Origin of the sequence: Vibrio sp. 397 (genome assembly GCF_033339395.1) — a bacterium.
GTDB lineage: Bacteria > Pseudomonadota > Gammaproteobacteria > Enterobacterales > Vibrionaceae > Vibrio > Vibrio alginolyticus.
Window position 1 is genome coordinate 155644 of the sequence record NZ_JAWOUN010000007.1, and the last position, 14191, is coordinate 169834.

The 14191-nt window shown below is 43.9% G+C and carries 11 protein-coding genes; 5 read left to right on the forward strand and 6 right to left on the reverse strand.

Going from position 1 to position 14191, the window contains the following annotated elements:
• Positions 1 to 71 precede the first annotated feature (71 nt).
• Together metG and R7P36_RS13300 are read left to right on the forward strand one after the other, a co-directional pair.
• A complete protein-coding gene (gene metG / locus R7P36_RS13295) occupies positions 72 to 2147 on the forward strand; it encodes a methionine--tRNA ligase (RefSeq protein ID WP_062730503.1) in 2076 nt (691 codons plus the stop codon).
• A 210-nt stretch (positions 2148 to 2357) separates the two neighbouring features.
• Entirely contained in the window at positions 2358 to 3167 is an 810-nt protein-coding gene (locus tag R7P36_RS13300) for a hypothetical protein (RefSeq protein WP_017821380.1), read from the forward strand.
• Positions 3168 to 3277: 110 nt separating this feature from the next.
• Here the strand turns inward: R7P36_RS13300 and fadR are convergent, their stop codons facing one another.
• Positions 3278 to 4117, reverse strand: a complete 840-nt coding sequence (gene fadR, locus R7P36_RS13305) for a fatty acid metabolism transcriptional regulator FadR (protein ID WP_054576221.1) — start codon at positions 4115 to 4117, stop codon at positions 3278 to 3280.
• Between the two features lie 639 nt (positions 4118 to 4756).
• Here fadR and nhaB point away from each other — a divergent pair.
• Together nhaB and dsbB are read left to right on the forward strand one after the other, a co-directional pair.
• Entirely contained in the window at positions 4757 to 6343 is a 1587-nt protein-coding gene (gene nhaB, locus R7P36_RS13310; protein ID WP_005380822.1) for a Na(+)/H(+) antiporter NhaB, read from the forward strand.
• An 83-nt stretch (positions 6344 to 6426) separates the two neighbouring features.
• Complete coding sequence (gene dsbB / locus R7P36_RS13315; protein WP_017821379.1) at positions 6427 to 6963, forward strand: disulfide bond formation protein DsbB; 537 nt, start codon at positions 6427 to 6429, stop codon at positions 6961 to 6963.
• Between the two features lie 79 nt (positions 6964 to 7042).
• Here dsbB and R7P36_RS13320 read toward each other — a convergent pair whose 3' ends face one another.
• Positions 7043 to 7660 (reverse strand): YecA family protein, encoded by a 618-nt coding sequence (locus R7P36_RS13320; protein WP_005380818.1) that lies wholly within the window; start codon positions 7658 to 7660, stop codon positions 7043 to 7045.
• A 170-nt stretch (positions 7661 to 7830) separates the two neighbouring features.
• On the opposite strand from R7P36_RS13320, the gene dusC reads away from it, so the two are divergent.
• Positions 7831 to 8790 carry a tRNA dihydrouridine(16) synthase DusC gene (gene dusC / locus R7P36_RS13325; RefSeq protein ID WP_017633856.1) on the forward strand — a complete coding sequence of 320 codons (960 nt, stop codon included), beginning with the start codon at positions 7831 to 7833 and terminating at the stop codon, positions 8788 to 8790.
• Between the two features lie 50 nt (positions 8791 to 8840).
• Here dusC and R7P36_RS13330 read toward each other — a convergent pair whose 3' ends face one another.
• The 4 genes from R7P36_RS13330 to R7P36_RS13345 form a co-directional block, all read right to left on the reverse strand.
• Positions 8841 to 10301 carry a sensor domain-containing diguanylate cyclase gene (locus tag R7P36_RS13330; protein ID WP_213899694.1) on the reverse strand — a complete coding sequence of 487 codons (1461 nt, stop codon included), beginning with the start codon at positions 10299 to 10301 and terminating at the stop codon, positions 8841 to 8843.
• Between the two features lie 174 nt (positions 10302 to 10475).
• Complete coding sequence (gene malZ, locus R7P36_RS13335) at positions 10476 to 12302, reverse strand: maltodextrin glucosidase (RefSeq protein ID WP_213899695.1); 1827 nt, start codon at positions 12300 to 12302, stop codon at positions 10476 to 10478.
• Positions 12303 to 12443: 141 nt separating this feature from the next.
• Positions 12444 to 13238, reverse strand: a complete 795-nt coding sequence (locus R7P36_RS13340) for an ABC transporter ATP-binding protein (protein ID WP_005380813.1) — start codon at positions 13236 to 13238, stop codon at positions 12444 to 12446.
• A complete protein-coding gene (locus tag R7P36_RS13345) occupies positions 13235 to 14170 on the reverse strand; it encodes an ABC transporter permease (RefSeq protein WP_005380812.1) in 936 nt (311 codons plus the stop codon). Before R7P36_RS13345 ends, R7P36_RS13340 begins: the two co-directional genes overlap by 4 nt.
• Positions 14171 to 14191: the final 21 nt, after the last annotated feature.

Consider the following 14191-nt stretch of genomic DNA (forward strand, 5'->3'; position numbering starts at 1 on the left):
TTAGTCAGTTCATGGGGTAGTATTATCCATCAAAATTTATTTATACCTATCAAGAAAAGCGAATATTAAGTATGGCAAACGATCCAAAAAACTTTCCGTCAAGGAAAATGCTGGTAACTTGTGCCCTTCCGTACGCTAACGGTTCGATCCACCTTGGTCATATGCTTGAGCATATCCAAGCGGACATTTGGGTTCGTTACCAACGCCTACGCGGCAACACTGTAAACTTCATCTGTGCTGACGATGCTCACGGCACGCCAATCATGCTTAAAGCGCAACAGATGGGTATTACTCCTGAAGAAATGATTGCCGCAGTTAGCGAAGAGCACCAAAAAGACTTCGCTGGATTTGATATCAGCTTTGATAACTACCACAGCACACACTCAGATGAGAACCGTGAGCTAGCGTCACACATTTACCTTGAGTTGAAGAAAAATGGCTTTATCTCTAGCCGCACTATCTCTCAGCTGTTCGATCCAGAAAAAGAGATGTTCTTACCGGACCGTTTCGTAAAAGGTACCTGTCCAAAATGTAAGTCTGAAGACCAGTACGGTGACAACTGTGACAACTGTGGTGAGACTTACAGCCCAACAGAACTGATCAATCCTAAATCTGCGGTTTCTGGTGCGACGCCAGTAATGAAAGATTCAGAGCACTTCTTCTTCGACCTGCCTCAGTTTGAAAGCATGCTAAAAGAGTGGACTCGCTCTGGCTCGCTGCAAGCTGAAACAGCGAACAAAATGCAAGAATGGTTCGAATCTGGTTTGCAGCAATGGGATATCTCACGTGACGCACCATACTTTGGCTTCGAGATCCCTGGTGAGAAGAACAAATTCTTCTACGTGTGGCTAGACGCGCCTATCGGCTACATGGGCTCTTTCAAAAATCTATGTGACAAGCGCGACGACCTAGATTTCGACGAGTATTGGAAAAAAGACAGCTCAGCAGAGCTGTACCACTTCATCGGTAAAGACATCGTTTACTTCCACAGCCTATTTTGGCCAGCAATGCTAGAGGGTTCTGGCTTCCGCAAGCCTAACAACGTATTCGTACACGGTTACGTAACCGTAAACGGCGCGAAAATGTCGAAGTCTAAAGGTACGTTCGTAAAAGCAAGCACTTACCTAGAGCACCTAGACCCTGAGTGTCTACGTTACTACTACGCTGCGAAGCTAAACAGCCGTATCGACGATCTAGATCTTAACCTTGAAGACTTCACTCAGCGCGTAAACGCTGACGTTGTTAACAAGATCGTTAACCTGGCATCTCGTAACGCAGGTTTCATCGCGAAACGTTTTGAAGGCAAACTGTCTGACAACTTTGCAGAGCCTGAACTTTACAACGAATTTGTTTCTGCTGCTGACCGTATCGCTGAGCTTTACGAAACGCGTGAGTTTGGCCGTGCAATCCGTGAAATCACGGCATTGGCAGACAAAGCTAACCAATACGTTGATGAAAAAGCACCGTGGGTTGTAGCAAAAGAAGAAGGCAAAGATCAGGAACTACAAGACATCTGTTCTGTCGGTATCAACCTATTCCGCGTACTGATGACTTACCTGAAACCAGTAATGCCATCGCTAGCTGCGCGTACTGAAGCGTTTCTAAACCAAGAGCTAACTTGGGAAAACATCGCTGCTCCACTAACAGGCCACGAGATCACTAAGTTCAAAGCACTGTTCAACCGTATCGATCCGAAGAATGTTGAAGCGATGATCGAAGCGTCTAAAGAAGATGCGGCGGCAGAAATGGCGGCGAAAGAGAAAGCTGAAGCGGAAAAGAACAAGGCTAGCCAAACCGAGCTAGACAAAGAACCAATCGCTGAAGAGATTGAGTTCGATGCTTTTGCTGCAGTAGATATGCGTATCGCTCGTATCATCTCTTGTGAAGAAGTACCAAAAGCCAACAAACTGCTTAAGTTCCAACTGGACATCGGTGGTGAAACTCGTCAAGTGTTCTCTGGCATCAAGTCAGCGTACAAACCTGAAGAGCTAGAAGGCAAACTAACGGTAATGGTAGCAAACCTAAAACCTCGTAAGATGAAGTTTGGTATGTCTGAAGGTATGATCCTAGCGGCAGGCCCTGGTGGTAGTGACCTGTGGATCCTTGAGCCACACGAAGGCGCTCAACCTGGTATGCGCGTAATGTAAGTTGTAGCTTTACAATCAAATTTAAAAAGTCCTCGCCAGTTCAGCGGGGACTTTTTTTGACTGAATTCACACTTTTGGGGAATTTGTGCACCAAACTTGTACAGCACCTCTCCCATCACAATCCTAAATTACTGTTTTAATAGAATTTAATTAGTGGCATCAAAACTGCAATCTTCCTTGTTAGGTCCAAACACTAACAAGGAGTTGGTTATGTTTGTTTTGATTTCCACACTATTGTCCATCGCTATTTTAGCTGGAATATATCACTTATCTTCTAAACGAGAGCAGCAACATGCGCGCAAATATCAGCTGTTAACATTGTTGCGAGATGTTGTTCACCTTCTGAGACACCACCGAGCTGCTACTCACTACTCGCTTCAATTCCAACAAAACGATCAACAAAAATTGGACGCTCTTCATGATGCTCTGACTAACAAGCTGCATCTTTTAGTCGAAACATCACGGTTTGAAAACAAACCCATGTATCGCGTATTACAGATTAAAGTAGGGAAACTACTTGAACAATGGAATGACCATAGTGTTGCAAGAAACCAGATGGAGCATGGTAAGTTAATTCGTCATTGCTTGTTTTTGATGGATGAAGTAACCATCGCATGGCTAGCGGTTGAGCAAAGAGATGACTTGCATAATGAGTATCACATGAACTGGCAAAACATTATGGATAGCTTGGAGACCCTGACTCAGTTACGAATCAGCATTCAAGATTTAGGAGAGCAAGGCGGAAATGAGCGTTTCAAAAATTATGCATCGGTCATGATGCGTAAGCTAAACCAACTAGCGGTTATCGCTCCACTTAGCATTACCTCTCCTGCTTCCACGCGCTCAATACAGACGCTAAATGAATACGTGACAGGGAGTCATGTCGACTTAACAGAAGCAGAGCTTTATGGCGTCACATCGGACTTGTCATTGACCATCTTCAATACTTACGACCATGTCCTTTCAGATGTCGTAGAGTCATTATATCTACCGTTACCCAGACTCTCACTAGCAGGATAAACGTTCCATACCTTATTATTGGTGCTTGGTTCGTCGCCGACTTATAAATAAAAACAAAAAAACCGCAGGCCTAAGGCACTGCGGTTTTCGTTTATTCAACTTGTCAGCGCTTAGCTGTCGTCTTCCGTGAAGTTCGTTGGTAATTGCTTTTTCATTTCGTTCCAGATCAACGCACTTTCCATACCATAATGACGAATCACTACTGGTAGTTGCTCACGCTGGCCACTTTCACAAGTTTCGAGCAATTGATGGTAAAACTTCAGAGCTAGCTCACGAGAAGCTGGATTTGAGAAGTAGTAGCTACCGACACGATCGTAGAGCTTCTTCAAACCATTAAAGATCAAACCGTAAATTTGATTTCCTGAATGGAATGCTAGGCGCTGGAAAAGCATATAATCGTAAAAGTTGAACGTTTTAGCAATCAAGATTTCTTGACGCTTCGCTTCATCTTTCTCGTTATCTTCTTTCACATTCTGCAGAACTTTTTCAGCATACGGCGAAGAAGCGATGAATTCGTCCCAGGAAGCCGCATTCATTAAAGCTTCACAAGATTCGATTACGTTCTTAATTGTACGCTCAGAGCCCTCTTTGTTCGCTTTAAATGCATAGCGCATAAAGATAGGACTGATGTTGGTACGTGCCGCAAGCAGATCTTCTACAATGTTTGTCGCATTATCAACGTCTAGCGTCATTAAAGTATCCAAAATATGCAGGCCAGAGGTCTCCATAAATTGGTTAACTTTCGTAGGTTTGCCGTGCTGGATAGTCAGCCATCCATCACGGGCTAGTCGTTGAAGAACCTCTCTTAAAGTCGTTCGAGTAACACCAATCAGTTCGGACAGCTCGCGCTCAGCAGGTAAAATTGAGCCTGGAGGAAAACGGCCGTTCCAAATGCTCTCGATAATATATTTTTCTGCGAATCCCGCAGGGCTTTTCGCCTTTATGACCATTCTACTTTTTATCCAATATTGATTTCTGAGGGTCGATACTACTCATCATACCACTACTTAGCGGTTTGAGAAAATTTACGATCAATAGTGGAAATGACTCCATAACATAGAGTTAATACTCTATATGTTGTGTCAATTTAAGAGGCTCTAACATGCGAGCGAAAGCAGTAAAATATGAATTTTCATTTAATTAAACAGCTCACAAATCTCGGAGAAATAAAGACAACCGTGTCACATTTTTATATTCAAAATATGAAAAATTACTTTGTATATCACAGTTAATATTCTTTCTTAATTTGCCTTTTCTCGTCACTGACCGTCATTTAAAATCCAAGAGGATTTTTTTAAGACTTTCATGGTATAGTAACGCCGTTTTGATCGCGTTATTACATTTAAAAAGTCATTTTAGTCGGTAGCATCACGTTTTGTTATTGACTAATAAATGCCTGAGTGTAGAGTTTGCGGTCGAAAGTGAGCGGTGCTTGAGTTCAGGGGAAGTAACTTGGCAAGACTACAATAAACAAAGGATTGTTGTTTTACTAAGTTATTGTTTTTAAAGACTAGTTAATAAGTCTAACAAACAGATACTTAAGCACTATTGTAGTGTCTATTCATAATTTTGTTATAAAGAGAATTATCATGCCGATATCGCTCGGAAACGCTTTTATCAAGAACTTCCTTGGTAAAGCGCCTGATTGGTACAAAGTTGCCATTATAGCCTTCTTAATAATTAACCCGATTGTATTCTTCCTAATAAACCCATTTGTAGCTGGATGGTTGTTGGTCGCTGAATTTATTTTCACGCTAGCAATGGCATTAAAATGCTACCCATTACAACCTGGCGGTTTACTTGCTATTGAAGCCATTGCTATCGGCATGACTAGCCCTGCGCAAGTTAAGCACGAATTAGTAGCAAATATCGAAGTACTGCTACTTCTGGTATTTATGGTTGCGGGCATCTACTTCATGAAGCAGCTATTGCTGTTCATTTTTACCAAAATTTTACTTGGCATTCGCTCTAAAACCCTACTATCACTCGCGTTCTGCTTTGCTGCGGCATTTTTGTCTGCATTTTTGGATGCCTTGACGGTTATCGCCGTTGTTATCAGCGTGGCGATCGGCTTTTACTCTATCTATCACAAAGTAGCGTCTGGTAACCCTATCGGTGACCATGACCATACACAAGATGACACGATCACTGAACTAACGCGTGATGACTTAGAAAACTATCGTGCCTTTTTGCGCTCTTTGTTGATGCATGCTGGTGTAGGTACTGCCTTAGGTGGCGTAACCACGATGGTTGGTGAACCTCAAAACTTAATTATTGCAGACCAAGCGGGTTGGTTATTTGGTGAATTCCTAATCCGTATGTCTCCAGTGACACTACCTGTATTTTTCTGTGGTCTCATCACTTGTGCTTTAGTTGAAAAGCTTAAAGTGTTTGGCTACGGCGCGAAGCTTCCTAATAACGTTCGTCAGATCCTCGTCGATTTTGACCGTGAAGAGCGTAAAACGCGAACAAATCAAGATGTCGCAAAACTCTGGGTTCAAGGTCTTATTGCGGTTTGGTTGATCGTTGCACTCGCTTTGCACTTAGCTGCTGTCGGCTTAATTGGCCTTTCTGTGATCATTTTAGCGACCGCATTTACTGGTGTCATTGAAGAGCACTCCATGGGGAAAGCGTTTGAAGAGGCCCTGCCCTTCACTGCACTGCTTGCAGTATTTTTCTCGATCGTTGCTGTAATCATTGACCAAGAGCTGTTTAAACCAGTCATCGATGCGGTGCTTGCCGTTGAAGATAAAGGTACTCAGCTAGCTCTGTTCTATGTGGCGAATGGCTTATTATCTATGGTGTCGGATAACGTGTTCGTTGGTACGGTTTACATCAATGAAGTAAAAACTGCACTCATTGAGGGCCTCATTACTCGTGATCAGTTCGACTTACTGGCGGTGGCAATCAATACTGGTACTAACCTGCCTTCTGTTGCAACGCCAAACGGTCAAGCGGCATTCCTATTCTTACTCACATCGGCTCTCGCTCCATTAATTCGTCTGTCTTACGGTCGAATGGTTATCATGGCGCTGCCTTACACCGTCGTTCTTGCGATTGTCGGTCTGATGGGAATCATGTTCTTCCTAGAGCCTGCAACAGCTTCTTTCTACGAAGCTGGTTGGATTTTACCTCATAGTGGTGATCTGACTCCCGTAGTATCCGGTGGTCACTAAAATTTGAGTTGATTAGGAAACTTATCCACGATAAAAAGCTCTGAGTATTCAGAGCTTTTTCTATTTCAGACAGGAACAAAAACGTGACTATTTTAAATTCACTTAACCAGTTTTCAAAGGGACGTTTATCGTGGCTACTGCTTCTGCTATTCGTCGTTTTCTTTGAAGCATGTGCCCTCTATTTTCAGCACGTCATGATGCTTGCACCATGTGTCATGTGTATTTATGAAAGAGTCGCGATGATGGGAGTGGGCGTCGCTGCAATGGTTGGTATATTGGCACCCAAGAACCCAATTTTCCGCTGGCTAGGTTTGATAGGCTGGGGATTAAGTGCTTACAAGGGTTTGTTACTTGCGATGCAGCACGTTGACTACCAGTTTAATCCATCACCATTCGCGACTTGCGATTTATTCGTCACATTCCCTAGCTGGGCTCCGCTCAATCAGTGGGTTCCTTGGATGTTTGAAGCATATGGTGATTGCTCTAAGGTTGTATGGCAGTTCCTTGATTTATCAATGCCACAATGGTTAGTCGTAATTTTTGCAGGCAATTTAATCGCTTTGGCATTAATTGTAATTGCACAATTCTTCCCTGCAAAACGCGTTAATCCAATTCGTTAATCCTACTGACGCGTAAAAATTAACAAAAAGCCGACCATCTGGTCGGCTTTTTGTTAAGTGGATAGCGCGGCGATTCGCTTTAGCCGCGTGATTGACCACAGCACTGCTTGAATTTTTTTCCGCTCTCACAAGGACAGGGATCATTGCGCCCGATACCTTTGAATGGGTTTAGGCTTTGAGCTTTATTTCCTACCATCAACTCATCCGCGCCCAGCGCGACTTCACCGACCATTAAATCAAGCTGGTCGACTAAATCTGTCAGGGCCGGTGGCGTTTCAATACCTGCGTCGCGCATCTGTTGCTGCGTTGCTGGCTCATCAATAGCCAGCATCAAAGTGGTCAGTAATGCTTGCAGCATACGCTGTAATCCATCATTGAGCTCAACGTCCTGCCACTGTTCTTCAATCATTGGCCAAACAGACATAAAGCCTTCGGCAAAATCAGCAAGTTGTTCAGGTTCTTTGCCTGTTAGCTCTAGCACGGAATATTCGTTTCGTTGAATTCGGTTATGCTGCTTGTGAATTTGCTCTTCCACAGCTGGTTGAATCGCTTTGAATCCCTCACCTAATAGCGGCTCTAACCACTTTTCAGGAGCGAGTGGTTTTGTCGTCAGATTCGCAGCTAACACTGCGCCTTCGATAAATAGGCAAGATTCATCGACGTGAACTTCACCTTTTTCAATCAATGTGTATTGCATGACATCTGGTTTCCCATAAATTTGGCGGCATTATACCTCAGAGCTCAAAAGCACGTAACCTAACGTTGTGTGTTTGACAGCACTGGGCGCTTCGACTCTTTTAATGACAAACTTAACTTACATCGCTACAATCGCCCTCCTTTTTACCACCAAACTGTATTAGGCAAGCTATGCGAGTTGTACTAGGCCCAATGGAAGGCGTTTTAGATCATTTGATGCGCCAAATCCTGACCGAGATAAACGACTATGACCTGTGTGTTACGGAGTTTGTTCGCGTAATCGACCAGCTATTACCCGATCATGTATTTCACCGTTTATGCCCGGAGCTGTTGCAAGGTTCTCAGACTGCATCTGGTGTGCCAGTACATGTGCAATTGTTGGGACAAGAACCAAACTGGATGGCTGAGAACGCAATTAAAGCGGCAAATCTTGGCGCCAGAGGTATTGATATAAACTTTGGTTGCCCAGCCAAAATGGTCAACAAAAGTAAAGGTGGAGCAGCGCTACTCCAACATCCAGAGCTCATTCACCGTGTTGTGAAAGCTTGTCGAGAAGCCGTTCCAGAAGCCATTCCCGTAACTGCAAAAATTCGTCTTGGCTGGGAGAACCCTGAAGATTGCTTTGAAATTGTCGATGCCATTCAGTCTGCTGGCGCAAATGAATTGACCGTACACGCACGTACTAAACAAGGTGGTTATAAAGCTTCTGAGATAAAATGGGATTACATCAACCAAATTCGCGAACGTTTTGATATCCCACTGATAGCGAATGGTGAAATTTGGAATTATGAAGACGGTCAACGTTGCATTGAAACGACTGGCGTTAACTCTTTGATGGTGTGCCGAGGCGCTTTCAATATCCCTAACTTAGGCAATATGGTAAAACATAACCACCAGCCAATGTCATGGCCCGAGGTGGTTGAGTTGCTCATCTATTACTCCAAGTTTGAGATGAAAGGCGATAAAGGCTTGTATTACCCAAACCGCGTAAAACAATGGTTCTCTTACTTACGTCAAGCTTATCCTGAAGCAAAAGACCTATTTAGAGAAATCAGAACGTTCAACAAAGCCGCACCAATTGTTGAGCATATTCAACGCTACCGCGATGACTTAAACTCTCAGGTTGCATAATTCCCGAACACAAAAAGGACGAATATCTCGTCCTTTTTTGTACCTAAATCCTAGTAACAGATCTTATTTTTGCCGGTACTTTTGGCTTGATATAACTTTTCATCCGCCGCTTTAAACAATTCATCAAAGTTTTCTACTCGGCTCTCTTTACTAAACACCACACCGCCAGAGATCGTAAAGCCTTCTTTCGTTACGCGTATCGAGCGCTCATCTATGGCTTTTTTTACTCTGTCTAAAATGAGTTTAATGCCTTCTGAATCTTCGTCATAAATAGCTAAAACGAACTCTTCGCCACCAAACCTTGAGGCAACATCGGTATGGCGAATATTTTCACGTATACATTTTGCAACAAGCTGAATTGCAGAATCACCGACATCATGACCATAGGTGTCGTTGATCTTCTTGAAGTTATCAATATCGAACACTGCCAAAGCAACCTGTTTTTTTGTCATCTTATTACGCCACACGGTTTGCATACCTCGACGATTCAATAAGCTGGTCATTGGGTCTCTTGCTGCCAGTTCTTTAAAGTAACGTCGCTCGCTATGCATATTCACATAGAACAAGACGACGGTACTCAGCACGTAAATAAATAGTGCGACAATAAGGCTGTATTTTTCAAAAACCGCTAGGTTCTTAGCTTCATCCCAAAGGTTGTACTCGTAGTACATGCTGTGATTCGCACTCAATCGCTCTAATTCGACTGGTTTGATTCGTGTACTGTTTGAAGGAATGGATTGTAAATTGGAAACCAAATGAAGCTGACCAACAAGACCTAGCGACGAAGCCATGAGCGTATTGATGTCAAAATCAATAGACAAAACACCTTGATGTTCTCCTTTCTCATAGACGGGTACCGTCATACTAATGACTTGACCTTCCATCGAGTCCAACACAGGCCCTGGTCCAGCCAAGGTAATGTTCACTTTATCTTGCGCGGTTTTTTGCCAAAAAGGTCGGGCTTTTAGCGTTGACAAAAGCTCTCTTGTGAAATTTTTTGCGTAGGTATCGGGTGAGGAGATAACGTAACCGCGCTTGTCAATGTAATGGATTCCAACAATGTGCGATTCAATATCGTGCAGAAATGACAATGACGGCGCAAAACCCGCCTTTTGTTCAGCTAACTGGTTAATCGTTGAACCTTGCTGACATAAGCTTTCGTCCCCTACGATCATATAATCAAGGTCAACCGCAGGTAACCCTTCACTATAAACACTTTCGAGTAATAACACATCTATAGGCCAAAGATAACAAAGCCCTTCTTTGACTAAAGAATTATGTTCTTCAAACAGTGGGTTAGCGTAATTGGTATAGTTGGTGAAGCTGTAATCTAAAGCCGTGAGTACTTTAATACCGCGAGACATTGCACGCTCGATACGCGAATACTCAGAATCGATATAGCGGTTAACCGCATCATAGTAATTTTTCGTTGTCACGAGTAAAACCACTACAAATAACGCCAGAGGAAAAAAGATGACAAATGAGAGGCTAAATCGCCTTTGGTTTACCATTGAGTACCATGCATATGAAAGGTCAATAGTCTCTTATGACTGCTATTAAATTGATACTCGTTATCTGGTGACGCATGCAATGCAGCACCAGATAACAAGAGACCAAACAAATGTGTGCGCGCTGTTTGAGACCGTTTATATATTAAAGGAGTTTAATCAATATAGAGTGTGGTGTCACTTTAGTCGCCATAATTTGCAGCTCTGTGCCGACATATTGACAGAGATATGACCTTTATAATCAACCTGTTCTGTGTCATCTAACAACGATATAACTTGGCTAACCTCCAAGCCCAGTTGCCACATAGGTAAATCGATTGAACATTCATTACCACTGAGATTAATCATAACAACGACTGCTTCACGACCCAGTACACGTGCGTACGCCAACTGGTTGTTAGTGCAATGCAGCCATTGAATACAGCCCGACTGTAAAGGCTTACATTGTTTACGTATCTTGATCCATTGTTGGTAAAGCGATAGCCATTGTGAACTTTCAATTTCATTCCAAGGAAAACAACGACGATTATCCGGGTCTAGCCCTCCTTCTAGACCGACTTCACTCCCATAGTAAATACAAGGCGTGCCAACGTAAGTCATAAGCATTGCTAGCGCGATGTTCATTTTACGCTTATCACCATCAACCAATGTGATAAACCGAGCAGTATCGTGACTATCGAGTTGATTTAGCTGCGATAGCTGATTCGAAAATGGGATTTTTGCTCTGGCTTCGTCCAACCATACTTTAAACTCCAAACCATCAATGTTGATTGGATCGTACATAATGTCTTGTCGTGCGATAAAAACTCGGACTGGATGAGCAAAACCGTAGTAGTTCATCGCCCCATCCTCTTGATCACCTTGCAACCACTGCGTTGCTTCAAAAAAGTGCTCACCTAACACATAAGCATTCGGGTTTACTGACTTAGTTGCATGACGAAACGCTGCCACATAATGAGCATTGTTTTTCGCGCCGTCCCCTTCGCCAAGCATATGGATTACATCAAACCGCCAGCCATCAACCAAGTACGGTGGCTTCAGCCAATACTTGATGACAGAATCTTCACTTTGGTAGATGTAGTCGCGCACCTGTTCATTTTCGAAGTTCAGAACCGGTAAGTTACCAATGCCTTTCCAACCAATGTAGTGATTGGTTTCGCCTTCGAAAAAGTAGTAATCACGGAGCTTTGACTGCGGATTGCCATATGCTCCTTCTCCTTTTTGTTGGATATCAAACCAAGGATGATGCACTGACGTGTGGTTAAACACCGCGTCTAAGACAATCTTCATATTCTTACCACGGATTTTCTCACACAGTTCAGCAAACTGATCGTTGGTGCCGAACATAGGGTCAACAGTGAAGTAATCAGTGGTGTCGTATTTATGATTACTTGGTGAAGAAAAGATCGGATTAAAATAAAGCGCAGTAACGCCGAGCTGTTCAAGATAGTCCAACTTTTGCTCCACACCTTTGAGGTCGCCGCCAAAGAATTCACGTGCCCCGGTATTTTGGTGAGAGCCTACCGCATCTCCCCACGCCTTGACGATCGATGCAGAATCATACTGAGCATAAGCGTGGCGAATATCAGACTCACTTTTACTAGCAGAAAAACGGTCAGGAAAGATTTGATAGAAAACTTGCTCTTGGACCCAGCTTGGTGGTTGATGCTCTACATTCAACTTAAAGTGGAACTCTTTGGGTGGAATACGCTTTTGTACGCCTCGTGCATCGAGCCAGTATTGTTGTCCGTCTTTGAGGAGCTTAAACACATAATGTGTGACATCTCGATCTTGATTTGGTCGAAACGATGCCTCCCATAGTAATAATTCACCAGCTGTTCCTACTTGAGCCATATCGACCAGATATTCTTCATTGTCCGGCTCAATACGCACATAGACGGAATCAAAATCCAATGTCTCGGTTTTCAGTCTGACTGTAACTTGCTCGTCATTAAAAGCTAAACCATCAATAGTTTGACTATGAAAAATAAATGGCAGGTTCATTATGGGCACTCCTCGTCATCGGATATGCCACTATGTTATTGAAGAATTAGAGACAAGAAATCCTCCTTGCGAGTTGACATATCAGCCAATTTTCCCAAGGAGGATCACACTTAGTAGGCGTAGTGACTTGTCGGATACCGCTTAGTTCAACAAGAGACTGTCATCTGCCAGCTCTTCACCACGCACTTTGGAGAACATATCCAACAAGTCTGGTACTTGCATGTTAGCGCGCTGCTCTCCAGCCACATCAAGCACAATTTCACCTTGGTGAAGCATTACGGTCCTATCGCCACATGCTAATGCGTCTTTCATCGAATGCGTCACCATCATCACTGTTAAATCGAACTCATCGACAATACGTTTAGTTAAGTCGATAACAAACGCCGCCATACGAGGATCAAGCGCAGCCGTGTGTTCATCAAGCAATAACAGCTTACTCTCCGATAACGTCGCCATCACAAGGCTAACGGCTTGTCGTTGTCCACCAGACAGCAACCCAATGCTATCGCCCAAGCGGTCTTCTAAACCAAGACCGAGGATGCTAATTCGCTCTTGGAACAGCTTGCGACGTTTAGTAGAGAGCGCCAACCCCCAGCTGCGTTTTTTACCACGCATGTGCGCTAGAGCCATGTTCTCTTCTATCGTAAGTTCACCACAAGTCCCGGCCAATGGATCTTGAAACACTCGGGCGCATTGCGTCGCACGTTGGGCAACCGTCTGCTTGGTGACGTCTTTGCCGTCAATGATAACCTGACCACCTATCATCGGCGTCTCACCTGTCACCGCACCAAGCAACGTCGATTTTCCTGCGCCATTAGAACCAATCACGGTAAGAAATTGATGATCTGGAACCTCTAAAGAGACGCCTTTCAATGCACGATTTTCCAAAATCGTCCCAGGGTTGAACGTGACCTGAATATTATTTAGTTCGATCATAATGCCTCCCCAGAACCATTTTTTGATGCCGCTTGTTTAGCATCAGTAACGCGTTGTTTCGCTCTCATGCTCTGTTTTAGCTTTGGAGCAATAAGCGCCACAGCCACCAATACTGCGGTAACAAGGTTGAGGTCTGAAGCTTGTAAACCAAACATGCCAGAACTCAAAGCGAAAGCTACTGCAAGGCGATAAAGTACCGAACCGATGATGACCGCAAACACCGCAACCCAAATCTTGCGCCCGGGAATAAGGGTCTGCCCCAAAATCACAGCAGCCAAACCAACGACAATGGTGCCCACGCCAGAGGTCACATCCGCAAAGCTGTTCGTTTGTGCAAACAACGCGCCTGCGAATCCCACAAACCCGTTGGATAAAGCCAAGCCAAAGTAGGTATAAAAGCCAGTGCTCGCCCCTTGCGCAGAAACCATACGCGCATTCACACCCGTGGCTCGTAAACCAAGACCAAAGTCGCTGTTCAGCAGGCGAATGACAAAGAAAGCGGACAGAAGAACTAAGGCCCCAACAACCAGAGGGCGAATAAACATCGCATCGCCCAATGCTTCAAACGGAGTGAGAATCGTATCCTCTCCAAGCAACGCCATATTAGGTTTGCCCATAATACGAATATTAATTGAAAATGCAGCGATCATGGTAAGAATGGAAGCTAACAGGTGTAAAATACCACACCGAACAGCCAGAAAAGCGGTTACCCACCCCGTCATACTACCAGCTATCATCGCCATTATTGTCGCAAGCCAAGGATTAATACCTGCGACAATCGCCGTTGCAGCCACCGCCGCTCCCATTGGAAAGCTGCCATCCACACTCAAATCGGGGAAATCGAGAACACGGAACGTAAGATACACACCCAGAGCGACTAGGCCATAAATCAAGCCAATTTCGAGTGCACCAAAAAAAGCAAATGCAGACATAACTGCTCCTTTCTGCATGCT

Excerpts from the sequence above, each read along its gene's own strand:
- R7P36_RS13345 (WP_005380812.1), bottom strand. The coding sequence starts at position 14,170 with ATGTCTGCATTTGCTTTTTTTGGTGCACTCGAAATTGGCTTGATTTAT.
- metG (WP_062730503.1), top strand. The coding sequence starts at position 72 with ATGGCAAACGATCCAAAAAACTTTCCGTCAAGGAAAATGCTGGTAACT.
- malZ (WP_213899695.1), bottom strand. The coding sequence starts at position 12,302 with ATGAACCTGCCATTTATTTTTCATAGTCAAACTATTGATGGTTTAGCT.
- R7P36_RS13340 (WP_005380813.1), bottom strand. The coding sequence starts at position 13,238 with ATGATCGAACTAAATAATATTCAGGTCACGTTCAACCCTGGGACGATT.
- nhaB (WP_005380822.1), top strand. The coding sequence starts at position 4,757 with ATGCCGATATCGCTCGGAAACGCTTTTATCAAGAACTTCCTTGGTAAA.
- R7P36_RS13300 (WP_017821380.1), top strand. The coding sequence starts at position 2,358 with ATGTTTGTTTTGATTTCCACACTATTGTCCATCGCTATTTTAGCTGGA.
- fadR (WP_054576221.1), bottom strand. The coding sequence starts at position 4,117 with ATGGTCATAAAGGCGAAAAGCCCTGCGGGATTCGCAGAAAAATATATT.
- R7P36_RS13330 (WP_213899694.1), bottom strand. The coding sequence starts at position 10,301 with ATGGTAAACCAAAGGCGATTTAGCCTCTCATTTGTCATCTTTTTTCCT.
- dusC (WP_017633856.1), top strand. The coding sequence starts at position 7,831 with ATGCGAGTTGTACTAGGCCCAATGGAAGGCGTTTTAGATCATTTGATG.
- R7P36_RS13320 (WP_005380818.1), bottom strand. The coding sequence starts at position 7,660 with ATGCAATACACATTGATTGAAAAAGGTGAAGTTCACGTCGATGAATCT.